Below are 25,597 nucleotides of genomic sequence, written 5' to 3'. Positions count from 1 at the left end.
AGAGCGTCCGCCAGTAGGTCATCGGATGCGGGGGCTGTGGGGGCGTGTGTCCCAGCGGTGGGTGAACCATGCTCGTCGTATCAGGCTGCGGATGGTGACGATGGCCGTAGCCAGGGCGATGTAGAACTCGACGCACGCCCGGCGGCGCTCGGTGCAGCGGCGGAGCTTGCCGAAGTTGTTCAGCCACGAGTTCGTTCTCTCCACCACCCAGCGGCCGTCCGCCTGGATCGGGGTCTGCTGGCCGCGTTTGGCGATCCGCGGAGCGATCTGGCGTTCTGTCAGGTCCTCGTAGACGATGCGGTAGTCGTATCCGGCGTCCAGGCTGAGGCTGGGGTGCTCGGGCAGCGGGCCGAGTTCCTTGCCAAGGTCGCGGTACTGGTCGAGGGTCGTCGGAAGGAGCGTGTGGTCGCGGATGTTGGCCGGGGCCGGGTGAGTGACCAGCGGGATGCCGTAGGCCTCGGTCAACTGCGAGCGTTTGACGCCTTGTTTGGCACGGTCAACCGGGCTCCTGCCGGCGCATTCGCCTCCGGACGGTGCCTTGGTCTGGCAGCCGTCGGCAGCCAGATGCTCCAGCTCCAAGCCGACCATGCGGTCGTAAGCGGCCAGAGCCGCCAGGCGCAGGACCTCGCCCATCCCCAGGGCGATCCAGTGGTCCCGGCGGCGTCGGATCGTGGTGGCTGAGCAGGCCTGGTCCGCCACGCGCTCGTAGCCCATGCCGGACACCAGGACCAGGATGAGCCTGTCGAAGACCAGCGCGTCGGGGATGCGCGGGTTGTGGCAGCCCAGCGGGTGGTCGTCCCGGTGTTCCGGCAGCAGCGCGAGGAACTCCTTGCGCAGCGGATCCAGGATGCAGGCAGGAACGACAGGCACGAGCCCTCCCCGAACACGCGGACGTCACAGCGCCGCGCCCGGGCGGTTCAGCGCAGCGCGCCGGCCCTGGTGTGCAGTTCGGCCCGGTCGGCGGCGGCCGTGCCGTGGGCCCACCCCTCGCGGTCGTTGGCGTATGCCGAACCGTGACTGTACGACAGCTCGCCGAACAGCTCGTCCACCTGGTCGTCCACGGCTTCGGCCCGCGAGGCCAGCACCGGCAGCAGCCCTGCCGTCCGGCCGACTTTTCCGGCCGCCTTCACCGCCTGCTCGGCGACCCGCCCGAGCCGCTCCTCGATCCTGGCGGCGTAGGCCACCAGGAACGACTGCCTGAAGGACCGGGTGCGCGAGCTACCGTCCCCACGCTTGCGCGCGCCCGCCGCCTGCAGCGCCGCCTGGGCCTGGACCAGCAGCGAGGTGAACAGCAACTCGACCGCCTCCACATCGGAGGCGAAGCCGACCACCGTGGAGAACCCCAGGTTCCTCGACCACACCGTGCGACAGCGGTTCGCCTCCGCCACCGCCTGCAGCAGCACCACCTTCGGCTCCTCATACGGGGCATCCACCGCCACCCGCACCCCGCCCGGCGTCTGCCGCTCACCCCGCTCCACCGCCAGCAGCGCCATGTCGATGCTGTGCTGGGACATCAACTGCTGCGCCTTGGCCGTCAGCGCTTCCGCCTCCTCGGGGAAAGAGGTCGACTCGGCCTTCGCGAGCAGTGCCCGAATCTTGCCCAGCAGCGAAGACTCCACCCCGCCGGCCTCGACCATCCCAGCGCTGCCGGTCTCACAGGGCACCGGCATCAGCCGCGGCACCTCGGGAAGCCGGCTCAGCAGTTCGAACAGTTCAACGACGGCCCGTCCCAGCACCACCGGATCGCTCTTCTCCCGCGCGGCCGCACCGTCGACGTAGGCGTCGTCGTCACCCCACCACGCCGTAGCCGATGCCTCCGCAAGCTGCTCGGCCCAGCGATTGGGCAACCGCCTCGCCGGATACTCGCGGTGCTCCGCGGCGACCAGATCGGCGGCGATCCGCGCGTGCCGCACGGCCAGCTCCCGGCGTGCGACACGCACCACATCCATTGGCTGCCAGCCACGGTGCCACAGATCGTGCACCACCACTCCACCCACCTGGAGCACCGCACGGCCGATACCGCGCCGGGCGAACAGCGCAGCGGCTCGCTCAAGCGCCGCTGCGCGACGCCCGGCGTCTCCAGCCGGCACAGCACACAACCGTGCCATCGCCTCATCCAGGAGATCCGCGACAGTCCGCGCACCACCCGGCCGAGGAACGGGCCCGCCACTACCCAGGCAGAACGGATCACCGCACTCGCAGGAAGCGAACCCGAAAGCCGCCCCTTGCCCCGCCCCGCTCCGCCCTCTCGCGTCCCGCTGCTTCTTCTTGGCCCGCCGACGCTCCTGGTTGCGCTTACCCAACCCAGTTCCCCAAGCCCTCTATCGCTGTCCCACTGCCGATACCGAGCGTAGCGGCAAACCGGAGCACACCACCTGCCGACAACGGAACAGAGCACCAGCGCGAGCGATCACCGGACCTACTGGCGGACGCTCTAAGGCAAATTCATGTGAGCACGATGGTATGCGGGCGTCAAGGGCCGGCCGAGTTGAGCTGACGGACCGTCAACTTGCCTATACTCAAAGCTTTTCCTGACCGTCACCCGGGCCAACACCAGGACCCTTTCGCGACCGCCCGGCGGCAGGTAGTTTGCTGCTCGGTGCACCGTTCGGGGCGCCGGCACTCGACTCCGGGGAGAAGCCATGATCCTTTCCAAGTCCGAACTCGCCGCCGCGAGCGGTGCGGTGGCGTCGGTCGACCTGACCGAGATCATCGACGTTGCTGATGTGGTTCGCAGCGAGGACCTGTTCACCGAGGAGTAGCAGAGCGACAGCAGAGCAGCAGCAGGCGTCGGCAGTCGCACGTCGTTCGGAAAGGGCGCGGCCGTGCTTCACGTGTTCGTCGGACCGACGCTGTCGCGGGCCGAACCCACCCTCGGGGCAACGTCGGTGACCTCTTCCCGTCCGGTGCGCGTGCTGCCGCCGGTGCGGCACGGTGACCTGTTCGAGCCGGCGATCGTCCACGGCGACACCGTGCTGATCATCGACGGGTTGTACCACCAGGCACCGGCGTTGCGGCACAAGGAGATCCTGGCGGCGATGGGGCGCGGCGTGTCCGTCATCGGAGCGGCGAGCATCGGCGCGCTGCGGGCGGCGGAGCTGCGCGACTTCGGGATGATCGGGGTCGGGGCGGTCTTCCGCGGGTACGCATCGGGCGAACTCGAAGGGGACGACGAGGTGGCCGTCGGCCAGGAGGTGGACGGCGAACAGCGGGCGCTGACCTGGCCGTTGGTCAACCTCCGGCAGGCGCTGCGGCTGGCCGTCGCCGCCGGCGTGATCGACCGCGGCCGGACGGGCGAGCTGATCGAGGCACTGCGTGCCGTGTACTACCCCGAGCGCTCGACCGCGGCCGTCCTGGCCACCCTGCGCCGATGCGGCGCCGCGTCGGTGGGCGAGTGGCTGGGTGAACGGCGCGCCCGTGAGCCGTACTTCGGCGACATCAAGCGCCGCGACGCGCTGGCGGCGTTGCGCCTGGCCCGGGTCTGCGACCCGACCGCGCCGACTGCGCCGACCCCGTCGGCCGCGCAGGCCTCGCCGAGCCCGGCGCGCCTGTGGGAAACCGCCGACTACCGGCGCTGGGTGAACGGCTTCGCGACGCAACAGCTGGACGGTGTGCGGCTGGCCACCGCCGACCGGCTCGCCTACCAGCAGATCTTCGACCCGGACTTCCCCGCGCGTTGGACCGCCTGGCTGGACCACTGCTCCCGCCACCCCGCCGAGGCCGAGGCCGTCGCCCCGCTGCCCGGCCTGCCACTGGCCGAACGGTTGACCCGGATGCTCGGCCCGGACGTCCCGCCCGGCGCGCTGCCCGCGTACCTGGTCTTCGCCCCGCCCCTCGACCTCACCGACCCGGCCACGTCGGCACTCCTGCTCGCGGCCGAGAGCGGCGCGGACCGCGCCGCGATCGCACGCTACGCCGCCTGCAACGCTCAGGCGGCCCGCGCGCACCCGGGCTTCCGCCCCGAGGCACTGAAGAGCGGCGCGGCCCGGCAGGTGCTGTTGGACCTGTGGGCGGTACCCGGGCGCGACCTGGACGAGCAGGCACGCGCCCGGGGCCTGCGCGGCGCCCAGGCGGCGATCGACGCGATGAAGACATTCCTGGTGGGCTTCCTCGCCGACGCCGACGCGGCCCGCTCGGCTCGGCAGTCCCCGCCAACCCCGCGCGTGGAGGCAGGTAGTGCACAGCAGTCATCTCGACGATCACCTCGACGGCACGGTCCGCTCCCGTCGCCCCGAGGACACCTGGGCGATGCTCACCCGGGTGATGCCGCGCTTCGGCATCACCCGGGTGGCCCGGCTGACCGGCCTGGACTACCTCCAGCTGCCCGTGTACACCGCGATCCGCCCCGCTTCCCGCACCCTGACGGCCACTCAGGGCAAGGGCGCCACAGACCTGTTGGCCAGGATCTCCGCAGTGATGGAAGCGATCGAGCTGTGGCACCTGGAGCAGCCCGAGACCCCCGCGGAGCACGGTCCGGCCAGCCACATCCGGCCGCCCTACCAACTCTGGGACCTCCCACTGCGCGCGCCGCACGAGCTGCTGCGGCACGTACCGCTGGACTGGACGTACGGCGTCGGTGCCGGCTCCGGACGGCCCGTCCCGGTGCCGCTGGACCTGGTGCGCCACCGTTCGCACCGCACCGCCTGGCAGCCCGACCTCTTCCGGGTCACGAGCAACGGGCTGGCCTGCGGCAACGAGCGCGACGAGGCACTGCTGCACGCGATGTTCGAGATCGTCGAACGTGATGCACTGCACGCCGACGGGCCCGCCGGCGAACGGCGGTTGCCGATCGACCCGGTGACGGTCGATGACCCGTACTGCCGCTCGCTCATCGACCGTCTCCTCGGGGCACACGTCGTCCTGGAAATCGCCGTCGTCGCCAACGCCTACCGGCTACCGACCCGCCTGGCCCACCTGTGGACCGAGGACTACCCGGCGCACTTCGCCGGCGCCGGCTGCCACGCGGACCCGGCGATCGCGCTCTCCCGCGCCATCACCGAGGCCGCCCAATCCCGCCTGACCTGCATCGCCTGCACCCGCGACGACCTTCCCTCCCACGAGCCGGCCTTCCACGCCCAGCCGCCCAGGCCGGCCCCGCAGGCCCGGGCGCTGCGGGACTGGCGCGAGGTGACCACCCCGTACGAGACCTGGCCGGTGGCCCTGAGCGACCAGGCGGCCGCGGTGGCCGAGCGGATCGGGCAGGTCACCGGCCACGAACCGATCTACCTGGACTTGTCCGACCCCGCCGAGCTGTTCAGCGCGGTCCGGGTCGTCTGCCCGGGCACCCGCGTCCGGAGCACCCGCTCGATCCCGCGCTGACCGCAGGAGCGCAGCGGCCGGACGGCGGCGTCACCGACAGCGGCGGATCACAACGTATGCCGCGCGCGAAGCGTGCTGGGCCATCTCCCCTGGCCGGTCGGTCACACCCACGTCGGCGGCCTACCCGGCCGCGTGCGCCTCGTTCGCCATCGCGCCGTCCGTGCTGTCCCTGGCCACACAGAGCTGCCTGCCGATCGAGTTTCCATGAACCAACGACTCGTTACGGGTTGTTATGGCATGCTCACTCGAAGGGCGGCGGGGGTGTTCGCCATACGGACAACCGATGTACCAGGGGTGGGACCAGCATGTTATCGGTCAGCGCGGCCGTGTTTTTCGCCATCGTCATTTACCTGCTGCTGGCCCGGCGTACCGAGGCTCGTAGCCGCGTCAACGAACGGCTGACCGCGTTTGTCTGCATAGTGTTCGGCGTCCTCATCGCGTCCAGCTCCTGGGGCCAGATGATCTTGCACCTGGTCGGGAACCTGCTTGGGATCGTCACCCAGGCGACCAGCTGACGCTCCGGTGTGCGCTTCCGTGCGTGACTGACGCCATGTCACAGATGGGTGATGCCATGGGTGCCATGCATGTCGTCATACTGGGGATGGAGCCTGGTGGCTCCGCCGGCACGCAGTGCTATTGTGTCGGCGCCGGGGGTGAGAGGTGGGTCTTCGTGGTCGGGGCGGTGGTGGCGCTCGCCGTGGTGCTCACAGCGCTGCGGTGACTGGCTGTCCACGCCTGGGTACTGGTGGCGCTGGCGCTGATCGGGGCCGGACCGCGCGGTACCACCGGGCGACTGACAAGACGTTCGGCTCGAACGCTGCCCGGGCGCGGGTTCGCCCAGGTACCTGGGCGAGGGCGCGCTCCGGCTCCCAGGACCGGTCTCTCCCTGGACCTCCCACCGCGATCCGCCCTGAAGCGCCGGGGTCAGTACTGAGCGCTTCGGTTCCAGGTGACGGGGCGGTGTACGGTCATTCCGGCCCGTCCGCACCAGTGCGGTTCGCGGCTTCAGCGAGACACCCTGAGCTGTGGGGGAAGCGATGGCAACCGATCTGCCGATGAGCGTCCTGGGACCAGACGGTGTCGAGGAGAGCTGGCGGCTCCTCCTGGAGGATGATGAGGTCCCCAGCATCACCCTCAGGAGCTCCGACGGTACGGCCTGGAGCGCTGACGGAGACGACATATTCGATGCTCTGTCACATATCCGGCTGCAGATTGAACCTCTGAGCTACCAACTGCTATGCAACGGCGCCAGGATAGACACCTATCCGTCGGGCATGTCCCGCGAGATGTCGGGCGGAACCGTCCTCTACGTCCTGAAGCTGGGCCGGGCCGCTCAACAACGGGTGTCCATCTTCGACCGCGCGGCGCCGGCCTCTGTCGGCACCGTCGCCGCCCAGCGGGAGTTCTTCGAGTCCTGGCTCGCCGGCCCCAAGCATCAGCCACTGATCGACCGAGCGAGGAACGCGCTGACCGACCTCTGGGTCCGGCTGCGCAACCGTTAACTCACCGTCACCCTGAAACGCCGAAGTCAGTACGCGTCACAGAGTGGCCGTGTCGAAGACGAATCGGTAGCGGACGTCCCGGCGTCCACGAGGTGGCGTAGCCGAGGTCGACATCGGGCCGCCAGCCGAGCACCTGGACCCCAGCGTGTTACTCAACGTGACCACTCCACAGACACTCGTGCCAGAACCTGAGTTTCGACGTGCACCTCGACCCGGTCCGCACCTACGCGTTCACTCCCGAAAACGCGGAGGGCTGACGCCTCATGCGCTCCTTCGCCGGCTTGCACCACGAATCCTTTGGACCACCACCCCGGTGGCTCCATAGGATCAGCGCGTGCGACCTGCCCCGGGTCGCAGTTGGCCTCGGCCGACCAGGGCGACAGCCTGGAGCGGGGCGGTTGGCTCGTAAGCTCAGTTGGCCAGAGCTCCCGGCTGCTTGTCGGGGCGCGCAGGTTCGAATCCTGCCGCGTCTGCGCAGCACAGACCGGATGCACCTGTTCTCCGGCCAGGCGCAGGAAGCGCTCAGAGCCGACTCAGTCGCCGAGCGCCTGCCGGATCGCCTTGTTCGACGCCGCCCGGGGCGCAGCAGTCGCTGGAGCTGGTCAGCGGTGGCGACCTTCAGGACATCGGCCGGCAGCGCGGTGGGCCCGCGCCAGGGCGGGAACGGCGAAGGGCCGCCCCGACGCGGTGCTGCCACCGATTACGGGAGCCGTCGGCCTGGACGCGCCCGCCGATCGCGGCGATGAGAGATCACTGGCACTGCTTCCAGGCCAGGCGGTAGACGGTCTTGAGGCTGCCGTCCGTCGAGTCCATCTCCATGAAGCTGGTGGCGTTCGGGCTCGATGTGCCCTTGTCGACCCGCAGTTCGGTGTTGATGTCGAGGCTGCGCTCCTGCCCGCAGGGGGCGAAGACGAGGGCGGTGGTGTCCACGGTGTCGGTCACCTGCCAGTTGTTGTTGAACGCGCCCTTGAAGCGGTGGGTCGAGTTGGTGGTGCGGGGGTCCCCCTGGAACTGGTAGCCGGCCCGCTGGATCCCGGACGCGCCCGGCGCCAGGGACGCGAAGCCGCTGTAGCCGGCGGACACGATCGCGTAGGTGTAGCCGTTGGGAACGTGCGCGAGCACGTGGAGCTGACAGTCCTTCTGGTAGTCGGTCGGCGCCACCCCGGGCCCCACCTGGGCGAGGTAGTTGCTGTAGGTGACGGTGAAGGCGGTGTTGTCGGGGGACACGGACACGGCAGCCGTCCCCGACGGGCAGCCGGAACCATTGGCCGTCACGCTGTCGATGACGATCGGAGCCGGCGGCGGGGGCGGTGGCGGTGGCGGGCTGCCGCCGAAGGCCGACGAGCCGAACAGTGTGGCGACACCAGTCGCGGCCAGCGTGCGGAGCACCATGGGCTTCCCTTCGATCGTCCACGACTCCGGGGCGGGCGTCGCTTTCCGAGCCCGATCCCCCGGATTTCACGTGGGCATCGCATCACACGTTGCGCCTCCGTGTACAGAACGTGATGATTCGGTCACTCAGACAGCCTTCAATCCGACCCGGGGCGACGCACGTCACTTTCTTGGCCTCGATACGGGTGGGGGTATACGCTGCCGATACCGCCCGAGATACCCCCACCCGTATTTCAGGCAAGCCGATGGATACCCCACCCGGTATCTGACATGAGGAGGAGCGCATGTACTTCGTGGAGACCCTGGCGACCGAGGGCCTCGGCAACCGGTCCTACCTGGTCGGCGGACCACAGGCCGCCGTGGTCATCGATCCCCCGCGCGACATCGACCGGGTGCTGGCCGCAGCCGCCCGCCGGGGAGTACGGATCACGCACGTGGCGGAGACGCACCTGCACAACGACTACGTGACCGGCGGCCTGGAGCTGGCCCGGATCACCGGCGCCCGCTACCTCGTGCCCGCCGACGCCCGGGTCGCCTACCAGCGGGTGCCGGTCGCCGACGGCGACCGGTTCATCATCGACGCCGATCTGGCACTGGCTGCGGTGGCCACCCCCGGCCACACCCCGCACCACACCTCCTACGTGCTGCACGATGGCCAGCTCCCGGTAGCCGCCTTCACCGGCGGCTCGCTGCTGATCGGTACGGTCGGCCGGCCCGACCTGGTCGCGCCGCGCCTGACCGAACAGCTCGCCCGCGCGCAGCACGCCTCCGCCCATCGCCTCGCCGAGCTGCCGGACGCGGTCCAGGTCCTGCCCACCCACGGGTTCGGGAGCTTCTGCTCCTCCGGCCGGGCCGACGGGGAGTCGAGCACCATCGGCCGCGAGAAGACCCGCAACGCCGCCCTGACAACGGACGCGGACGCCTTCGTGGCCGATCTGCTCTCCGGCCTGGACGACGTGCCCGCCTACTACACCCACATGGGCCCCGCCAACGCCGCCGGCCCCGCGCCCATCGACCTGACCGCGCCCGAGCCCGCCGACGCCGCCCAGCTGGCGCAGCGGCTGGCGGCCGGTGAGTGGGTGGTGGACCTGCGCAACCGGGTCGCCTTCGCCCGGGGCCACCTGGCCGGGTCGCTCAACTTCGACGGCACCGGGCAGCTGGCCACCCACCTGGCCTGGCTGATCCCCTGGGGCAAGCCGGTGACCCTGCTCGCCGACACGGCACAGGAGATCGCGGACGCGCAGCGCGAGCTGGTGCGCGTCGGCATCGACCGCCCGGTCGCCGCGGCCACCGGGCCGGCCGAGCGGTGGCCGGTCCAGGGCGAGGCGCTGCGGTCCTTCCCCCGCGCGGACTTCGCCGCGCTGGCCGCCGCCCGCGGCGAAGGCGCGGGCCCGGTGGTGGTGGACGTGCGCCGGGCGAGCGAACGTGCCACCGGATGGATCACCGGCTCGGTGCACATCCCCCTGCACCAGTTGCCCGAGCGCCTTAACGAGCTGCCGCCCGGGACAGTCTGGGTGCACTGCGCCGGGGGCCTGCGCGCCTCGATCGCCGCCTCCGTCCTGGACGCGGCCGGTCACCAGGTGGTGGCCGTCGACGACAGCTTCACCAACGCGACCGCCCTGGGCCTGGTCGCGCTGCCCGCCTGAACCACCTGACCGGCGCACGACGGCGCACGACCGGCACATTACCAGCGCCGCGAGGAGCTCCACCATGACATCGACCGCCTTGCCCGAGCCGCACGGCTATGACCAGGAAGACCGGGGAGACCAGGAAGACCAGGAAGGCCGGGCATGACCGCCTTGATCCTGGCCCTGGTCGCAGGGGCGCTGGTCGGACTCGCACTCGGCGGCCTGGGCGGCGGCGGCAGCATGCTGGCCGTTCCCGCGCTCGTCTACCTGCTCGGCTTCACCCCGCACCAAGCCGCCACCGCCGCTCTGGTGATCGTGGCCCTCACCTCCGTCGCCGGCCTGACGGCCCACGCCCGCGCGGGCACGGTGCGCTGGCGTACCGGAGCGTTGTTCGCCGCCGCCGGACTACCGTTCGCCGCTGCCGTGGGCCTGCTCTCCACCCATCTGCCCGCAGCGCTGCAGACGGCAGCGTTCGCCGTGGTGGCAGCCCTCGCGGCCTGGCGGATGCTGCGGCCTTCCGCGACCCACGAGCCCACCGCCACCGCCACGCCCGCCCGTGCCGTCGGCCCACAACGCAGCCGGGTCACCGCGGCCGGCGCCGGGCTGGGGGCGTTGACCGGCCTGCTCGGCGTGGGCGGCGGCTTCCTGGCCGTCCCGGCCCTGGTCTCCGCGCTGGCCTTCCCCATGGCCGAGGCCGCAGGCACCAGCCTGCTGGTCATCACCGCCAACACCCTCGCGGCGCTCGCCGGCCGGACCGGTTCGCTGACCGGCCTGCACTGGGCGGTGATCGCACCGTTCACCGCCGCCGCGGTCCTGGGCGCCTGGGACGGCAAACGCCTGGCCGCGAAGCTCCCGGCCGCTGCCCTGCGCCGCGCGTTCGCGTTCGTCCTGCTCGCGGTCGCAGCCCTGATGCTCCTGGACGCCGTCCGGTGACCCCGCCTGTTCCTCGATTCGCTCAACGTATCGGAGTGATGAGGGGAAGGCCGGGCACGCCCCCGCCGCCCTGCACCTGCCGCTGTCGCGCCTGCTCGCCGGGGCGGCTCAGCCCGGCACCATCGCCTGACCCCACCCGGCCCGCCGCACCCGCCCGGCCACCAGCACCCGCCCGACCACCAGCACCTGCCCGACCTGCCGAGGAGAGTTCTTCATGACCAGCACCGACCAGACCCACGCCCCACAAGCCGCCGCGGACTCCACCGCGTCCCCCGCCCCACCGGGGCCGCTGGGCCGCCTGGGCCTGTGGGCCGTCGGCCATCTGCGGCTGGTGACGGTGCTGTGGCTCGTCCTGGTCGCCGGACTCGGAGTGCTCGCCCCGCAGGCGACCAGCTCGCTGGCCGGCGCCGGCTGGCAGGCAAGCGGCTCGCAGTCCGTACAGGAACGCGCCCTCGCCCAGCAGCACTTCGGCGGCAACGCCTCCTCCGCCCTGCAGGTCGTCATCGCCGCCGACCAGCCCGTCACGGCCCCCACCGTCCAGGCGGTCATCGGCAAGGCGAGCGCACTGCTCAAGGCGGACCCGCGGATCAGCGAGGTGGTCCCGCCCCGGGCCGGCGCCACCATCAGCCCGGACGGCCGGACCGCGATCCTGATGGGAGGCGCGAAGGCGGACACCAACCAGATGGTCCGCGCCGCCGACGACCTCCAGAAGCCGCTCACGGCGCTGTCCGGCAACGGCATCCAGGTCAGCGTCACCGGCTCCTCCGTCCTGTGGAGCGACTTCAACAGCGCCAGCCACGACGCGATGATGAAGTCCGAGATGCTGTCCTGGCCGGTCACCCTCGCCATCCTGGTCCTGGCCTTCGGGTCCCTGGTCGCCGCCGGACTGCCACTGCTGCTGACCGTCGCCGGCCTGGCCGCCTCCGCCGGCACCCTGGTCCTGCTCAACCACCTCACCCCCGTCTCCATCTGGGCGATGAACTTCGCCATGATGTTCGCCTTGGCCCTGGGCATCGACTACGCCCTGTTCATCGTCGTCCGCTTCCGCGCCGCCCTCTCCCGGCACGGTGACGCCCGCCGCGCGGTGGGCGAGACCATGGACACCGCCGGCAAGGCCGTGGCACTGTCCGGCGTCACCGTCCTGGCCAGCCTCGCCGCCGTACTCCTCGTCCCCTCCCCCGCGTTCCGGACCATGGCGCTGGGCATCATGCTCGCCGTCGCCTTCGTCCTGGCCGCCACCCTCACCCTGCTACCCACCGTCCTGGGCCGCCTCGGCCACAAGGTCAACGCCGCTGCTCTGCCCTGGACCCGCGACAAGACCGCCGAAACCGCCGGCTCGCCACGCTTCGGCGCCTGGGGCGAACGCCTGTGGGCCCACCCGCTGCGCTACGGAATCCCCGCCCTGGTCGTCCTGCTCGCCCTGGCCGCACCGATCATCGGCCTGCGCACCGCGATGCCCTCCATCACCGTCGTGCCCGCCGACTCCTCCGCCCGCACCGGCTACGCCGCCGTCACCAAGGCCTTCGGCCCCGGCGCCACCGGCACCCTGCAGATCATCGCCCCCGCCGACCAGGCCCAGGCCACCACCACGGTCCTGCGCGCCACCCCCGGCATCGCGGCCACCATGCCCGCCCAACAGGCCGCCGACGGCTCAGCGCTGGTGCTGATCCAGGCGGTCCCCACGACCGACCCCTCCGACCCCGCCCTCAAAACCACCGTCGCCCAGCTCCGCGACGCCCTCCCCGACCACGCACTGGTCGGCGGCGCGGCCGTGGAGAACCTCGACCTGCAGAGCGTCCTGGACACCAAGACCCCCTTGGTCCTGGGAACCATCCTGACACTCGGCTTCCTGCTGCTCGTCCTCGCGCTCCAGGCCCCCCTGATCGCCCTGATCGGCACCCTCACCAACCTGCTCGCCACCGCCGCCGCCTTCGGCGCCGCCCGCCTGATCTTCCAGGACGGCCACGGCGCCTCCATCCTCGGCTTCAGCCCCCAGGGGTTCCTCGACGGCTGGGCACCCATCTTCTTCTTCGCCATGATCTTCGCCATCGCCATGGACTACACCGTCTTCCTCCTGTCCTCCGCCAAGGAGCACTACGAGAAGACCGGCGACCCGCGCAAGGCGACCATCGGCGCCCTGGCCCACTCCGGGCGCGTCATCTTCGCCGCCGCCGCCGTCATGGTCGCCGTCTTCTCCACCTTCGCCCTCTCCGGCCCCCTGCCGCCCAAGGAGATGGGCATCGTCCTCGGCCTGGCCGTCCTCTTCGACGCCGCCCTGGTACGGCTCATCCTGCTGCCCGTCCTCCTGCGACTGACCGGACGCGCCGCCTGGTGGACCCCCGCCTGGCTGCGCAAGGTCCTGCCCGACATCCGCTTCTCCCACGACTGATCCCACCCCCTCCCCATCGGTGGCCCCGGGCCTCGACGCACGGGGCCACCGATACCCCAGGGGGTACGATCGGAAGACGACCGCACGACCGCACGACCGCACGACCGCACGACCGCACGACCGCAATAGGAGGACACACCCATGGCCATGTCCGTCGACGAGGAAGCCAGCACCGCCGTCCTCAACCGCCTGCGTCGCGCCCAGGGGCAACTCGCAGGCGTCATCGCGATGATCGAGGCCGGCCGCGACTGCAAGGACGTCGTCACCCAACTCGCCGCCGTCTCCCGCGCGCTGGACCGCGCCGGCTTCAAAATCGTCGCCAGCGGCATGCGCCAGTGCATGGCCACCGCCGAGGGCGACACGCCGCCGATGTCCGAGGCCGAACTCGAAAAGCTCTTCCTCACCCTCGCCTGAACCCGCCGGCGCCGCTGTCGCTTGTCGGCTTGTCTAGCAAAGGCCACGACGCGAGCCCTTCGGGCAGGAAGGGCTCGCGTCGATCACTTCAGCGCGTTCGATCGGATTCAGGCCGCGTGGTGCTCCACGAGCGCGAAGCGCCCGTTGTCGGTGCCTCCATGGCCGAGAGCCCAGAGCCGGCCATCGCCCGCGGCGGCGATCCCGCCGAGAGCGCAGTCGTCGGTGGGCAGGTAGGGCACGTCGGAAGCCTGCCAATGGCCGTCCTGGAGCGAGGCGACCAGCAACCGGTGCACGGGTGGGGCCGGTGCTGACGAGCCGTCCGCGGGCCCTTGCCCCCCGGGCGCCGGTCAGGCCGCACACCCCCGCGCAGACCAGGAGGTCTGCCGTTCAGCCTCCAGCGCCGGACACTCCGATACCGGCGGCCCACCCACACCCCACCCTGGAAGCCCCCACCGACAGGCCGACCCCGCATCCGGCTCCGGTCACTGCCCGGTGGTGGCCTCGACGGTGGTGAGCCACTGCGTGACGGTGCTGTCGATGAAGTCGTCGCTCGCTTCGGCGCGGTCGAAGAAGAGGCGGGCGAGGAGCGGCCCGTAGAGCAGGGTGTACTGCTCGGCGGTGATCTTCAGGCCGGACGGTTCGAGGAGCTCGTTCAGGGCGGCGTGGCGGTCCTCGACGATGCGCTGCAGGGCCTGGGCGCTGTCGGGGTCGTGGTCGGCCTCGGCGGCCATGGCGAGGGCGGCGGTGCGGGTGGCGGGGTCGGTGATGCCGGCGCGCAGGCTGACCAGCCAGGCGGTGGCGACGGCACGGACGTCGGTGCCGGGTTCGGGGTAGCCGAGGTCGGGGCCCTGCAGGGTGAGGTCGGAGAGCAGGGCCGCCCGGGTGGGCCAGTGCCGGTACATGGTCTGGCGGGTGACGCCGGCCCGTTCGGCCAGGAGCGCGTAGGTCAGCCCGGTGAGCCCGACCTCGGGCAGCAGTTCGCGTGCGACGGCCAGGATGCGGGCCCGGGTGCGCTGGACGCGGGGGTTGTCCGGGTTCGGCAGGCGGAGGTGGACGGGCGGCTTGGACGTCATGGGGCCCACCCTATCCAGAAATCACACATGGCGTGTGACGCAACCGACTCGGCATCGACTCCATATTTCATACACCCCGTGTGATACACCTGAAAGAGCAATCACACATGCCGAGTGATTCTCGGTGGGTGTGTTCCCGTCCTCCCCTCCTGGAGTTCCCCATGTCCACCGCGATCACTTTCTCCCGCTACGGCAGCCCGGACGTGCTCACCCGGGCCGAGGTCGATGCTCCCGAGCCGGGTCCGGGCCAGGTCCGGATCAGGGTCCGGGCGGTCGCCGTCAACCTGATCGACCTGAAGATCCGCTCCGGAATGATGGCCGGCATCATGCCGGTGGAGCTCCCGCATCTGCCGGGCTGGGACGTGGCCGGCATCGTCGACCGGGCCGGCGAGGGAGCCGGCGCCGAGGTCGATGACGAGGTGTTCGGTGTCGCCACCATCGGCGGCTACAGCGAGTACGCGCTACTGGAGCACCCGGTCGCCAAGCCTGCAGAGGTCTCGTTCGAGACCGCGGCCGCCCTGGTGACCGTGGGCGAGACCGCCTACCGCGGCCTGCACCACCTGGACGCCCGCGAGGGCGAGACCCTGCTGATCCACGGCGCGGGCGGCTCTGTCGGCACCATCGCGCTCCAACTGGCCGTCGCCCGGGGTATGACGGTGGTCGCCACCGCCGGCACACACGACCTCGACCGGCTCACCGCGCTCGGCGCCACCGCCGTCGCCTACGGCGAGGGCTGGGCCGAACGGGTGAGGGCGGCCGCCCCGCAGGGCGTGGACCGGGTCTTCGACACCTCCGGCGCGGGCGTACTCGCGCAATCGGTCGCCCTCACCGGGAACGCGGCCCGGGTGATCACCATCGCCGACATGGCCGCCGCCGAGCACGGGGTGCGTTTCACCGGCGCCGACCCCACCGACCGCTTCCCGCAAGCCCTGCCCGGGCTGGCCGGCCGGATCGCCGCCGGCAGGCTCGACCTGCCCATCGGCGCCACCTACCCGCTGGCCGAGGCCGCCCGCGCCCACACCGACATCGAGGCCCGCCGCGCCCGGGGCAAGGTCGTCCTCCTGCCCTGACCGAACGACCGCCGCCGCAACACCCACCCCCTCCCCGGAGAACTCCGTCATGTCCGCACATGACCGCCACCATGGCCCGGCCCAACAACCAGCAGGCCCTGACCGCCAGGGTCTGGAGCAAACTCGCCGCCACCGGTGACCGCCGCCTGGTGAGCGAGTTCCTCTTCCCGCACGCCCTCAGCCCCCAAGCCATCGAGGCCATGCCCGCCGAGCAGCTCGAGCAGGTCATCACCCACGCCGCCGCCGACATCGCCGACGGCACCCCCGAGCACGCCGACCTCGCCGGCCGGATCGACGTCCGCGACAACCTCGCCGCCATCCGCGTCCCCACCCTGGTCATCTCCACCACCGCCGACCACCTCGTCCCGCCCGCCCTGCACCGCCACCTCGCCGAGAACATCGTCGGCGCCCGGCTCGCCGAGATCCCCACCGGCCACCTGCCCATGGTCGAAGGCCCCCAGGAGTGGCAGAACCTCATCACCGAATTCCTCGCCGAACACAACGCCTGACGGAGCGCGCCCGGCGTACACGAACGCCGGGCGCCGCACGACGCCCCCGGGAGGTTGCCCTCCCGTAAGGCGGCCCAGGCAACCGGCGACCGCCCCGCTGCTCCGGGCCCGCTCTGATCATGAGGGTGCCCGTCAGCGCTGGGCGTAGGGCCGGTTCCTTCGGGCCTCGCCAAGCGCTTCCCCCCACCAGCCCAACGCGTCCAGCAGTGTCTTGGCGGCTCCCTCCGCGCCGACGGGCTCGGCCGGCAGGCCGTCCGGACCGAACACTTCCCACGCGTTGTGGAAACTCACGCAGTCCCGCACGGTGACTGCGTGCAGCTCGGCGAAGACCAGCCGCAGCTGCTCGACCGCGCGCAGCCCGCCGGATACACCGCCGTAGGAGACGAAGCCGACCGGTTTCGCCTGCCATTCGGCAGTGAACGAGTCGATCGTGCCCTTCAGGCATGCCGGGAAGCTGTGGTTGTACTCCGGGGTGACCACGACGAAGGCGTCGGCCGCAGCCAGCCGATCGGCCAGTGCGGCGGCCCTGTCGGAGCGGTGGCCGGCGCCGGTCGGGCCCAGTGGCAGACCGACCTCTTCCAGGTCGATCGAGTCGGGTTCGAACCCGCCGTACTCGAGCGCCTGGCTCGTGAACCAGCCGGCGACGGTGGGGCCGAATCGGCCCTCCCGAGTGCTGGCGGTGATGATCGCAAGACGCTGGCGACGGTCCGTCATGGCCGGTGTCTCCCTTGTGAGATCGCGGTGTCGGTGAGATGGACCCTACGGACCTCCCCGGGCAGCCGGCATCGGCCGCCGGACCGGGCCTCGCTGGGCCGATGGCCTCCGTCGGCGGTCCTGGTACTGCGGTCCTGGTACTGCGGTCGTGGATCGTGATCCTGTTGGCGAGAGGGGCCGGCGCCGGTTTCGATTGGGCGCCGACTACCTGCCGGGCTACGCTGACGATCATGAAAACGGGGAAAGTAGCGGTAATCGTCGGCATCGTGGGCCTCATGGCCCTGGCCACAGGATGCTCGAGTACGGGATCAGGATCGAACGGGTCCGGCGCAAAGGCGGCGCCTGCGGCGACGGCGGTCCTGCTACCGCAGAAGCTGGACAAGCCGTCCGGACCGTATCCGGACCTGACACCGGCGCCGTCGCCGCCGGGCGACGCGAGCTTCAGTGAGAACCTCGGGTTCGAGCTGCGCCGCAAGACGCTCGAGATGGCTCAGGCGCCGGGTAAGACGTCCGCCCAGTGTCCGACGGACCTCGATTCCAAGGCCGGTACGGCGGTGACATGCACCGTCACCTACGAGGACCTGAGCCTCGTATGGGACGTACAGCTCGGCGACAAGGCCGCATGGTCAAGCAACTACGTGACGTTCCAGGCGCAGCCCCGCCAGGGCATCCTCACCCGCGACGGCCTGGCACGCTACCTCTACGGCAACACCTCACCCGACGAAGTGCGCTGCAACACCACCATTCCCACGGCCGTCCTGGTTCCGCTGAACCAGGCCACGGACTACGCCTGCCAGACCGTCAACGGCGGCAAGCCTTCGTGGAACGTCCAGAAGGTGCTGATCACCGACTCCGGACCGCTGGCCAACTGACCAGCGAGCCGACTCCGCCGCAGAGTCACGCTGGTCAGCCGCTTGCGTCCGACCGCATGCTCGGCTCCCGACGATCCTGCGGCAGCCGGTGGCACTGAGGGCGTCGAGCCGGCGGTCGAGCTTCTGCCCGCCGGTGGACACCCGGGCGTAGCCGATGAGGAACTCGGTCCGCAGCGCGGGCTCCGGCGACCAGGAGCTCGAACGGGTCGGGTTCAAGTGGCCTGCTCACGCCCGGAATTGCTGACAGAAAACGGTGGGTCGGGGTTATTGAAAGCCCCTGGTTTCCGAAAGAGTTCTTGAAGGCCCTATGGGTCTTTTCGATCTTGATTCGGTGATCTTCGGGAAGCATTGGTTTCTCGAAGCCCAACCGGCAACGCGAGCCGCTCCGGCCACCATGATCAATCTCACCGTTAACCGCCGTACGGCTACTACTCGCCCCTCGGGCGATCCGCATGCGGTCGGGCAGAGGTGGGAATAGCCCAGGTACTCATGTCCGCAGAGCGAGCAATCCTGGGGGGAATCATGACGGATGACCGTCACGATGCGGCCGACCCGCCTCGCCGCACCCGGCGCCAGAAGACAACGGCTTGGTGGGCTGCTTGGTACGACCGCCATCCGGTAATGACCGTCATAGGCGGCTATCTGCTGCTGCTGGCGGTGCTCGTCCTGATTGGGCAGCTCACCAACAGCAACAGCAACAGCGAGCCGTGCCCGCCCGCCAAGGTCTGTGATTTCGTCCGTTGAGCTTGCCGAACCGGCCAAGCCCCCACCGGGCGTCGTCCAGGTCGAGAATCCGTGCCTCGTTGATCTGCAGTCCCACGTCGGCCGCCAACCGGGCGACCGCGTAGTCGCGGGCGGCCGGGCCGGACTTGCGGCAGGTCACCAGTTCCTCACGCCATCCGCCGAACAGCGCCTCGACGTAGAACCGCTGCCGCTGGTTGATCCGCCCGGCGCCTTACCACGAACGCCCGATCCGCGGCTTCGCCGGGTTCCTCCGCCAGGACCTCGACGCGGTGACCGCCGGCCTGACCCTCCTCTGGAGCTCCGGCATCGTCGAGGGTCACGTCAACAGGGTGATCCTGTGGAATCTGACGTGTCAATGGAGGTGGGTTCCGGCCCGGGGAGCCCGTGTCAGAGCGTGGTGAGAGACTCGGCGCTCATGGAGCTTGAAGGCCGCGACTACGGCGACCGTGCGGCGATAGAAGAGATCATCCGTGGCCAGTTGGGAGTGGAGGCAGCTGAACGCTTCCTGTCCCTGGTCAGGCCATCTGTGGGGTTCGCCGTCCGAACAGACCTCTCCGACTCGGGCAGCATGATCGGAGGTATGCCCCGAACCAGCGAATCGTTCGAATGGCCCCGCCATCACGGGCAGCCGATGGTGCTGCTGGCTCAGCTGGACTGCGGCCAGGCAGCGCGTCTGCTCGGCGAGGACTGGACGCTCCCCGCAGATGGCTACCTGCTCTTCTTCCACGACGATGACTTCGCGGCGGAGTTCAGCTTCGATCTCGGCGATGACGGCTGCCGCGTCCTGCACGTCGCGGCTGGATCCGACGGACAGCAGAATGAAGGCCACGGCCCGGCCATGCCGGCGCTGCCGCTGGAGGCCTGCGCTCTGCCATCGGTGCCGAGCTGGGTAGACACGGAGGCCGATCAGGCTGTCGATGGCGACGTCATCGCCTTGATCGACTTGGCCGAAGCGCTGTCCACCGTCCTGCCAACCCCGCGCCACCGTCTACTCGGCTGGTGCGACACCGGTGACACCCCACAGCCGAAGGGGCATCGGCCACTGCTTCAGTCGGAGGCGGAAGCCGGCACCGCCTGGGGCGAGATCGTCAACGTCTCCTTCTGGATCCGAGACGAGGACCTGCGAGCCGGGGACCTCAGCAATGTCCGCCGCTCCTACGAAGTCGCATAACCCGTCTGCTCTGGAATCATTTGTCAGGATTGTGATGCGTCGTCTCCGCCCGCGCCCTCAGCGTCCGGTGGGCCGGATCGAGATCGCCGGTCCGAATCGAACACAACTCCTCTCGCCGCAGCGCGGCATCGTAGGCCGGGGCCAGCGTCACCCGGTTGCGGGACCGGCTCCCCCCGCGCGACCTGCAGGATCCCCGGTCACTGCTGTTCGCTGGGGATCCACGGCAGCTTGGTCAGCCGCGGCACCAGCCCGCGCGGCTGCCCGCCCCTCTGGCGTCCGGTGTGTAGCGGCCCCGGCCCACCGGGTTCGATTCGCGCAGACCCTCCTCCAGGAGGAAGTCCTACAACCGGCGGACCGACACCAGGCGCTGCTGGATTGTGGCACTCGCCAGGCCAGCCCCCGAGTCGATCGCCACAACCTTCGCACCCCGACGGTGCAGTCGTGACGCCAACTCCCCTACATGCAGGTCGATGTGGACGCGGTTCGCAGTGACCGTCTGCAGGTTGGCGGCCGGGACCGGTGCGGGCCGGTCCGGGCCGGGGGGGTGGGTGGTCAGGGCGCCGGGTGATACGGGTTCGCTTCTCAGTCCTCGTACGCGCCGGATAGGCACTCGGCCGCCGCCGGTGGCGGTGGCGGTGGCAGTGGCAGTGGCGGACCGGACGGCCTGGTCGAGGGCGGGGCCAACGGCCGGGTACGGGTGAAGGCCGGCTGCGGCGGGCACCGGCAGCCACACCACCGGCGCCTGGTCGGGGTCGTCCTGCTCGGTCGCAGCGACGTCCTCCACCAGGGCGTCGGGCGGGTGGGCGGTGAAGACCGGGTGTCGGCGCCGAACGACTCATCCCCGCCCGGCCGCGGGGTGCTCTGGTCCTGGACGGCGCGGTGCGCCGGCGGGTCGGACGGCACGGCCGGGTCGAGGCGAGTCCTTCGGGCGGCCGCCCCCGCCGGTAGCGGAATCGGCGTACGGGGTGGGGGCAGCTCGACGGGGGTTCGGTGGAGTTCGTCAGGAGGTGCGCGCTCGGCGTGACCTGGCGCTTTCGGCGGCGCCGCCGGTGCACAACAGCCGCACGATGGCTGCACGACACTGCCCTACGATGAGGCGGAAATATTTTGTTATCGCTAACATTCCCAGACGTCTCCCGATGGGAAGCGTCAACCGATCGGGAGACAGCGCAGTGACTCAGCACCAGAGCACTCACCGACCGAGCCGCCGCAGCCTGCTGAAGCTCGCCGGTACCGCCGGTACCGGCGGAATCGGGCTCGCCGCCGTCGCAGCGGGCGGCACGAACGTCGCCGCGGCGGCCCCCGCGTCGGCGTTCGCGCACCCCGGACTGCTGCACGCCCAGGCCGACCTGGACAGGATGGCCGCCAAGGTCAGGGCAGGCGCCCAGCCGTACCTCGCGGGCTGGCAGCGACTGACGGCCAACGGGCATGCGCAGAGCGGTTGGAAGGCGAACCCGCAGGCCACGGTCTACCGGGGAGGTGACAATCCGCAGAACTTCGCGACTCTCTACAACGACGTCCACGCCGCCTACCAGAACGCCCTGCGCTGGCGGATCAGTGGCGACCGGGCGCACGGCGACGCCGCCCGGGACATCCTCAACGCCTGGTCGGGGACGCTGAAGCAGGTCAGCGGCAGTGCCGACCGGTTCCTCGCCGCCGGCATCCAGGGCTACCAGTTCGCCAACGCGGCCGAACTGATGCGCGGCTATCCCGGCTTCTACCTCGACCGGTTCAAGACCATGATGCTGCAGGTCTTCCACCCGCTCTGCGACAACTTCCTGCGCCAACACAACGGCGCGTACATCACCAACTACTACGCCAGTTGGGATCTGCTCGCGCTGTGCTGCGTCTTCGCCACCGGTGTCCTCTGCGACGACCGGGCCAAGGTCGACCAAGCCGTCGAGTACTACCGGGGCGGGGCGGGCAACGGCTCGCTGCACCACGCCATCCCGTACGTGCATCCCGGAGGGCTGGCCCAGTTCCAGGAGTCCGGCCGCGACCAGGGGCACACCACGCTCTCCGTCGGCCTGATGGCCGCGCTGTGCGAGATGGCCTGGAACCAGGGCATCGACCTCTACGGGGAGGACGACAACCGCTTCCTCAAGGGGGCCGAGTACGTCGCCAAGTACAACCTCGGCCAGGACGTCCCGTTCACCCGCCTGACGTTCCAGCAGGGCGCGCCCGGCGTCTGGTCGGGGACGGTGGACGACACCGCGCCCTCGGCCTCGGGCCGAGGTGACCTGCGCCCGATCTGGGCGATGATCGAGAACCACTACGTCAACCGCCGCGGCCTCGCCGCGCCGTACACCGCCGCCATGGGGGCGAAGCTCGCCCCCGAGGGCGGCGGTGGCGACTACGGCCCGAACAGCGGCGGCTTCGACCAACTCGGCTTCGGCACACTGGCGTTCACTCGCGACAAGGCCGCCGCCCCGATCTCGCCGCCCGCACCGGCGGGATCGCCGGACGGTGCCGCAGGCTCCGCCGCGCCGGCTTCACCGAGCCCGGGTGGTATCTCCGCCGCGCCGACTTCGGCGGGCCCGGGTGGAGGCCCCGCCACGTCGGCTTCACCGGGCCCGGGTGGGGATTCGGCCAAGAATCTCGCCTTCACCGGCTCCAACGGCATCCTCCCGCTCACCGGCGTGGGCCTGCTCGCCATCGGCGGAGGCGTGCTGGCCTTTCGCACCCGGGCCCGCCGCAAGGGCACCCACCGCGCATGACCCGCTGCCGGTAGCCGGTCCTTCGCCCCGCCCGAAGCCGCCCGGCCTGACCCGACCCAGGTCGGGTGCAGCTGGGCGGCCGGGCGGGCGGGGTCAGCCGTAGTACGGGCCGGTGTGCTTCCAGGTGTGAGTGCCGAAGACCGGTGAGTTGGCGATCTCGATGCTGATGTTGCTGACCTTCAGGCCGTACTGGACCTTGGTCTGGCCGGTCGGGCAGCTGAAGTTCACGGGGTCGAAGTTGACGTAGAACTCCGGACCGTAGTCACCGGGCAGCGTCTGGAACTCGTAGATCAGGTAGGACGACTGCGTCTCGAAGTAGACCGGTGTCAGCTCCAGTTGCTTCTCACGTACGACGAACGCCGAGTTCCAGTCGAACGTGCCGTCCGCGGTTCGGCAGCCGAACGTGCGGGCCGCGTCCGCGTGGGCGGTGAAGTAGGTGTTGTCGGTGACGTTGTTGATGAAACCGGGCTGGTTGCGGACGTTGTGCAGGATGCTCGAGACGACGAACCCACCGCAGCCGGGGGTCGGCTGGTCCTCGTGGTACAGCACCACGCACTGGCGCGGACCGTCTGTGGCAGTCGGGTCGGGGTTGTAAACCGGCCTGGGCACGGTGGGGGTGAAGGCCATCGTCTCCGTGACCCCGTCGGTGGCCTTGGCGGGCACCGCTCCAGGCCGCTGCGCCGATGCGGATGCGGATGCGGGGACGGCGCCCAGTGCGGTCAGGGCAGCAGCGACCAGCATGGCACCAATGAACTTGCCGCGTATGTGAGTTCGCATGGCGGCCATTGAAGCAGTCGGGCGGCGCACCGCCTGCGACGCACACGCTCGATCCGGCCACCGACCGGCCCCGCTCGGCCAGGGTCTTCGCAGTCGAGCGCGCCGCAGTTGCAAGGCATGACCTCCTGTCAGCGGAAATGGTTGGCCGGGATTACCCCATCAGCTGGAGACAGTCCAGCCGGTCCGGCCGCACCCACGCGTCCACTGCATCCGCGCCCCCCGGGGGCCGGTCGTTGCCGACGCGGCGACGTACCCAGGTCGCGGGAGAGGTGTCGGCGCCTTGGGCGGTGGAGCCCATCTCGGCGGGAGCCTTGCCGGGATGGGTTGCCCGCCGACACCATCGGACCCGCCGAAGCCGTCCTCGTGAACGTCGGCGGGCCCGTACCGGGCTCGGCTGACTTCTCAATGCCCTTTGTCAGCGCGGCGGGTGCCGCTGATCGGGCTTCGACGCCAGGGTCTGGATCATGCGGGCCGCTGCCTTCTCGCCCGGCACGCTGATGCGCTGCCGGCTGAATGCCTGGACCGCGGGTCGGGCCAAGGCCGCGCACCAGCGCACCTTGCGATTTCGGAGCCACTGCTCCAGACGGCCGGCACCCGCCTGGAGGGAACCCGCCGCACCCGTCAACTGCTCGCGCGGAAGATCGGCCAGCCGACCTCGGCGACCAGCTCATGCTCGTCGGCCACTTCGAGGGGGCCGCGCAGGTAGAACTCGCGCAGCGGGCCGTCCACACTGATCTCGTGGCGCGTGGCGTGGGTGCCCAGGTCACCGTAGGTGAGATCGATGCTCTGCAGAGTCCCGCGGTGGACGGCGACCGCGAGTTCCGCCCCTGGCACGAGCACGGCCTCGATCCGGCCGACCGGGCGAACCGAGCCCTCGACGGGGACGAACAAGCGCCCCCTGCCACCAGCCCGCCAGGTCCCGGCGGTCCACCACCTCACGGATCCCGATCGCCGCCTGCTCACGAACCGCGCGGTACTCGATGGCCGGCCCGTGCTCGGGGCGCGCCAGGAGGTCGCGCAGCGACTCGACGGCACTGCGCGCCCGCGCAAGCCGCTCCTCCAGACGCGCGAGATGCGCGGCGATCAGCTGGTCGGAAGCTTCCATGCGTGCGCGAGGGCGAGCGCGACGCACCTGGCGTCCCAGCGGTCGTAGCCGGTCGCCGCACGGACTTCATTGATCGCCGCCTCCCAGCTCCCCTGCTGGATGAGCTCGCGGACGCGCTCCTGCGTCCGGCGCGGCACCGGCAGCCGCAGAGCCCGCACGATGTCGAGGTCCCAGCCCTGCCTTCTTGCACGCCACGATCGCAGTCGTGGTCCCATCAACCAGTTCACACATGCCCCCGGTGTCCCGAAGCGGCGGCTCGCTTCAGTTGTGCTTGGCGAGCATACGGATTCGCGGGAGGAGGTAGGGAGCCCGGCCGCACATCGCCCGCTGATCGTTTTGACCCTGCTGATGTGGCTCTCCGATGCCAGAGCTCCAGGCGAGGGTGAGGCCGGCGGTCACCGTGTTGAGATCCTGGCGAAGGAATCCGGCGAAGCCACGGATCGCCGGGTGACGTCACTTCTGGTGAACGTCCGCAGCACCCAAGATCGTCACCTGCTGCCCAAACCACTGACCAATCGCTGCTACTTCACGTGAACGAAGCCACCTGCCCGGTCGGCGTCGCGGACTGCCGCGCCGAGGAGTTCGGCCAGCAGGTGAGGCGTGCCGTCGGGAAGTCCCAGGTCATCCAGCCACCGTTCCCACTCAGCGGGGCGAAGGCGCAGGTAGCCAACCGGCTGCACCGAATCGGGCAGATCCTGAATCGTGAAGTGGGTTGACCAGGTTCCAAGTCGCAGCACCCGTGGACCGTACGCCATGGCTGACAACGGCACGACGCACGGAAGAGGGGCGATGACCGGTGGGCGGACCGCAGCTCACGCCAAGGTGACGCGCATGCCGCCCTCCGCCAAGACATCGAGGACATCGGAGAGCAGGCCGTAGGACCGGCCGTCCGGGGTCAGTACCCGGGACAGGTGCTCGCGTGCGGTCACGGCATCCCACCGGATCAGGGTCGCGGGAGCGGTGTAGCCGAAGGTGCCGCGCAGGCAGTCGAGGAGGGCATCCAAGCAGCCGCCGAAGTAGCCACCCGGCCCGTTCACCGCCTCGCCCCGCGCCAGGTAGAGGCCCGGTTCGTCGGTGATGTGCCCACCGTCGAGGCCGTAGCAGTGACCAACAGGCCGATCGGGGAGGGTTCGCCAGCAGGCCCGTTCTGGGAATCATGCCGGGACCAGGACCCCACTGCGAGGCCATTTCTCAGTGGGGAAAGGAACGCGGCGAGGCGGCCATCGCGCTGCTATGGCGCCGCCGGTCTCGGACCCGGTCCGACGCGC

General features: G+C 70.5%; 25 protein-coding genes, 1 tRNA gene and 2 pseudogenes. 16 read left to right on the top strand and 12 right to left on the bottom strand.

Annotation, left to right across the window (positions count from 1 at the left end):
- Nucleotides 1-18: 18 nt before the first annotated feature.
- The 3 genes from AC060L_RS14655 to AC060L_RS14645 form a co-directional block, all read right to left on the bottom strand.
- Nucleotides 19-870 carry an IS5 family transposase gene (locus tag AC060L_RS14655; protein ID WP_483799146.1) on the bottom strand — a complete coding sequence of 284 codons (852 nt, stop codon included), beginning with the start codon at nucleotides 868-870 and terminating at the stop codon, nucleotides 19-21.
- A 47-nt stretch (nucleotides 871-917) separates the two neighbouring features.
- Nucleotides 918-1,949 carry a DUF2786 domain-containing protein gene (locus AC060L_RS14650; RefSeq protein ID WP_483799145.1) on the bottom strand — a complete coding sequence of 344 codons (1,032 nt, stop codon included), beginning with the start codon at nucleotides 1,947-1,949 and terminating at the stop codon, nucleotides 918-920.
- Nucleotides 1,950-2,830: 881 nt separating this feature from the next.
- The gene (locus AC060L_RS14645) at nucleotides 2,831-3,061 is read right to left on the bottom strand and encodes a hypothetical protein (protein WP_483799144.1); all 231 of its coding nucleotides are present in this window, start codon (nucleotides 3,059-3,061) and stop codon (nucleotides 2,831-2,833) included.
- Here AC060L_RS14645 and AC060L_RS14640 point away from each other — a divergent pair.
- From AC060L_RS14640 to AC060L_RS14620, 5 genes and pseudogenes are all read left to right on the top strand, one after another.
- Nucleotides 3,039-3,281, top strand: a pseudogene (locus AC060L_RS14640) (TfuA-like protein); the annotation flags it as partial. The gene AC060L_RS14645 and the pseudogene AC060L_RS14640 sit on opposite strands and share 23 nt — an antisense overlap.
- An 895-nt stretch (nucleotides 3,282-4,176) precedes the next feature.
- Nucleotides 4,177-5,319, top strand: coding sequence for a YcaO-like family protein (locus AC060L_RS14635; protein ID WP_483799143.1), 1,143 nt, complete (start codon nucleotides 4,177-4,179; stop codon nucleotides 5,317-5,319).
- Nucleotides 5,320-5,624: 305 nt separating this feature from the next.
- Nucleotides 5,625-5,834: a hypothetical protein gene (locus tag AC060L_RS14630; RefSeq protein ID WP_483799142.1), complete on the top strand. Its 210-nt coding sequence runs from the start codon at nucleotides 5,625-5,627 to the stop codon at nucleotides 5,832-5,834.
- A gap of 522 nt (nucleotides 5,835-6,356) precedes the next feature.
- The gene (locus AC060L_RS14625; RefSeq protein WP_483799141.1) at nucleotides 6,357-6,821 is read left to right on the top strand and encodes a hypothetical protein; all 465 of its coding nucleotides are present in this window, start codon (nucleotides 6,357-6,359) and stop codon (nucleotides 6,819-6,821) included.
- 408 nt (nucleotides 6,822-7,229) lie between these two features.
- Nucleotides 7,230-7,291 (top strand) — tRNA-Ser (locus AC060L_RS14620).
- A gap of 280 nt (nucleotides 7,292-7,571) precedes the next feature.
- On the opposite strand, the gene AC060L_RS14615 is transcribed toward AC060L_RS14620, so the two are convergent.
- Nucleotides 7,572-8,213: a DUF4360 domain-containing protein gene (locus tag AC060L_RS14615; protein ID WP_483799140.1), complete on the bottom strand. Its 642-nt coding sequence runs from the start codon at nucleotides 8,211-8,213 to the stop codon at nucleotides 7,572-7,574.
- A 284-nt stretch (nucleotides 8,214-8,497) separates the two neighbouring features.
- On the opposite strand from AC060L_RS14615, the gene AC060L_RS14610 reads away from it, so the two are divergent.
- The 4 genes from AC060L_RS14610 (at nucleotide 8,498) to AC060L_RS14595 (ending at nucleotide 13,577) form a co-directional block, all read left to right on the top strand.
- Nucleotides 8,498-9,859, top strand: coding sequence for a rhodanese-like domain-containing protein (locus AC060L_RS14610; protein ID WP_483799139.1), 1,362 nt, complete (start codon nucleotides 8,498-8,500; stop codon nucleotides 9,857-9,859).
- A 144-nt stretch (nucleotides 9,860-10,003) separates the two neighbouring features.
- A complete protein-coding gene (locus tag AC060L_RS14605) occupies nucleotides 10,004-10,774 on the top strand; it encodes a TSUP family transporter (protein WP_483799138.1) in 771 nt (256 codons plus the stop codon).
- Nucleotides 10,775-10,988: 214 nt separating this feature from the next.
- Nucleotides 10,989-13,163 carry an MMPL family transporter gene (locus AC060L_RS14600; protein ID WP_483799137.1) on the top strand — a complete coding sequence of 725 codons (2,175 nt, stop codon included), beginning with the start codon at nucleotides 10,989-10,991 and terminating at the stop codon, nucleotides 13,161-13,163.
- Between the two features lie 147 nt (nucleotides 13,164-13,310).
- On the top strand, nucleotides 13,311-13,577 hold the full coding sequence (locus AC060L_RS14595) for a metal-sensitive transcriptional regulator (RefSeq protein ID WP_483799157.1): 267 nt from the start codon (nucleotides 13,311-13,313) through the stop codon (nucleotides 13,575-13,577).
- 107 nt (nucleotides 13,578-13,684) lie between these two features.
- Here AC060L_RS14595 and AC060L_RS14590 read toward each other — a convergent pair whose 3' ends face one another.
- The gene (locus AC060L_RS14590) at nucleotides 13,685-13,816 is read right to left on the bottom strand and encodes a hypothetical protein (protein ID WP_483799136.1); all 132 of its coding nucleotides are present in this window, start codon (nucleotides 13,814-13,816) and stop codon (nucleotides 13,685-13,687) included.
- Between the two features lie 243 nt (nucleotides 13,817-14,059).
- The gene (locus tag AC060L_RS14585) at nucleotides 14,060-14,650 is read right to left on the bottom strand and encodes a TetR/AcrR family transcriptional regulator (RefSeq protein ID WP_483799135.1); all 591 of its coding nucleotides are present in this window, start codon (nucleotides 14,648-14,650) and stop codon (nucleotides 14,060-14,062) included.
- A gap of 161 nt (nucleotides 14,651-14,811) precedes the next feature.
- Between AC060L_RS14585 and AC060L_RS14580 the strand changes: the two genes are divergently transcribed.
- Nucleotides 14,812-15,720, top strand: a complete 909-nt coding sequence (locus tag AC060L_RS14580) for an NADP-dependent oxidoreductase (RefSeq protein ID WP_483799134.1) — start codon at nucleotides 14,812-14,814, stop codon at nucleotides 15,718-15,720.
- A gap of 59 nt (nucleotides 15,721-15,779) precedes the next feature.
- Nucleotides 15,780-16,229 carry a hypothetical protein gene (locus tag AC060L_RS14575; RefSeq protein WP_483799133.1) on the top strand — a complete coding sequence of 150 codons (450 nt, stop codon included), beginning with the start codon at nucleotides 15,780-15,782 and terminating at the stop codon, nucleotides 16,227-16,229.
- A 132-nt stretch (nucleotides 16,230-16,361) separates the two neighbouring features.
- Here the strand turns inward: AC060L_RS14575 and AC060L_RS14570 are convergent, their stop codons facing one another.
- Nucleotides 16,362-16,943 (bottom strand): NADPH-dependent FMN reductase, encoded by a 582-nt coding sequence (locus AC060L_RS14570; RefSeq protein ID WP_483799132.1) that lies wholly within the window; start codon nucleotides 16,941-16,943, stop codon nucleotides 16,362-16,364.
- A 230-nt stretch (nucleotides 16,944-17,173) separates the two neighbouring features.
- Here AC060L_RS14570 and AC060L_RS14565 point away from each other — a divergent pair, with 230 nt between their 5' ends.
- From AC060L_RS14565 to AC060L_RS14550, 4 genes are all read left to right on the top strand, one after another.
- The gene (locus AC060L_RS14565; RefSeq protein WP_483799131.1) at nucleotides 17,174-17,815 is read left to right on the top strand and encodes a hypothetical protein; all 642 of its coding nucleotides are present in this window, start codon (nucleotides 17,174-17,176) and stop codon (nucleotides 17,813-17,815) included.
- 522 nt (nucleotides 17,816-18,337) lie between these two features.
- Nucleotides 18,338-18,559: a hypothetical protein gene (locus AC060L_RS14560; RefSeq protein WP_483799130.1), complete on the top strand. Its 222-nt coding sequence runs from the start codon at nucleotides 18,338-18,340 to the stop codon at nucleotides 18,557-18,559.
- Nucleotides 18,560-18,974: 415 nt separating this feature from the next.
- The gene (locus tag AC060L_RS14555) at nucleotides 18,975-19,730 is read left to right on the top strand and encodes a DUF1963 domain-containing protein (protein WP_483799129.1); all 756 of its coding nucleotides are present in this window, start codon (nucleotides 18,975-18,977) and stop codon (nucleotides 19,728-19,730) included.
- 1,172 nt (nucleotides 19,731-20,902) lie between these two features.
- Nucleotides 20,903-22,447 carry an alginate lyase family protein gene (locus AC060L_RS14550; protein WP_483799128.1) on the top strand — a complete coding sequence of 515 codons (1,545 nt, stop codon included), beginning with the start codon at nucleotides 20,903-20,905 and terminating at the stop codon, nucleotides 22,445-22,447.
- Nucleotides 22,448-22,540: 93 nt separating this feature from the next.
- Here the strand turns inward: AC060L_RS14550 and AC060L_RS14545 are convergent, their stop codons facing one another.
- From AC060L_RS14545 to AC060L_RS14535, 3 genes are all read right to left on the bottom strand, one after another.
- Entirely contained in the window at nucleotides 22,541-23,224 is a 684-nt protein-coding gene (locus AC060L_RS14545; protein WP_483799127.1) for a hypothetical protein, read from the bottom strand.
- Nucleotides 23,225-23,845: 621 nt separating this feature from the next.
- On the bottom strand, nucleotides 23,846-24,115 hold the full coding sequence (locus tag AC060L_RS14540; protein WP_483799126.1) for a GyrI-like domain-containing protein: 270 nt from the start codon (nucleotides 24,113-24,115) through the stop codon (nucleotides 23,846-23,848).
- A 192-nt stretch (nucleotides 24,116-24,307) separates the two neighbouring features.
- On the bottom strand, nucleotides 24,308-24,544 hold the full coding sequence (locus tag AC060L_RS14535; protein WP_483799125.1) for a hypothetical protein: 237 nt from the start codon (nucleotides 24,542-24,544) through the stop codon (nucleotides 24,308-24,310).
- A 121-nt stretch (nucleotides 24,545-24,665) separates the two neighbouring features.
- Between AC060L_RS14535 and AC060L_RS14530 the strand changes: the two genes are divergently transcribed.
- The gene (locus AC060L_RS14530; RefSeq protein WP_483799124.1) at nucleotides 24,666-24,863 is read left to right on the top strand and encodes a hypothetical protein; all 198 of its coding nucleotides are present in this window, start codon (nucleotides 24,666-24,668) and stop codon (nucleotides 24,861-24,863) included.
- Here AC060L_RS14530 and AC060L_RS14525 read toward each other — a convergent pair.
- Both AC060L_RS14525 and AC060L_RS14520 read right to left on the bottom strand, forming a co-directional pair.
- A complete protein-coding gene (locus tag AC060L_RS14525; protein WP_483799123.1) occupies nucleotides 24,851-25,066 on the bottom strand; it encodes a hypothetical protein in 216 nt (71 codons plus the stop codon). The genes AC060L_RS14530 and AC060L_RS14525 overlap by 13 nt on opposite strands.
- Before the next feature lie 75 nt (nucleotides 25,067-25,141).
- Nucleotides 25,142-25,477: pseudogene (locus AC060L_RS14520) on the bottom strand (barstar family protein); the annotation flags it as partial.
- Nucleotides 25,478-25,597: the final 120 nt, after the last annotated feature.

The sequence above is a fragment of the Kitasatospora sp. NEAU-69 genome, from assembly GCF_057158765.1.
Note: the sequence above shows the minus strand (reverse complement) of the source record. Positions and strands in the feature narration are given on the sequence as shown.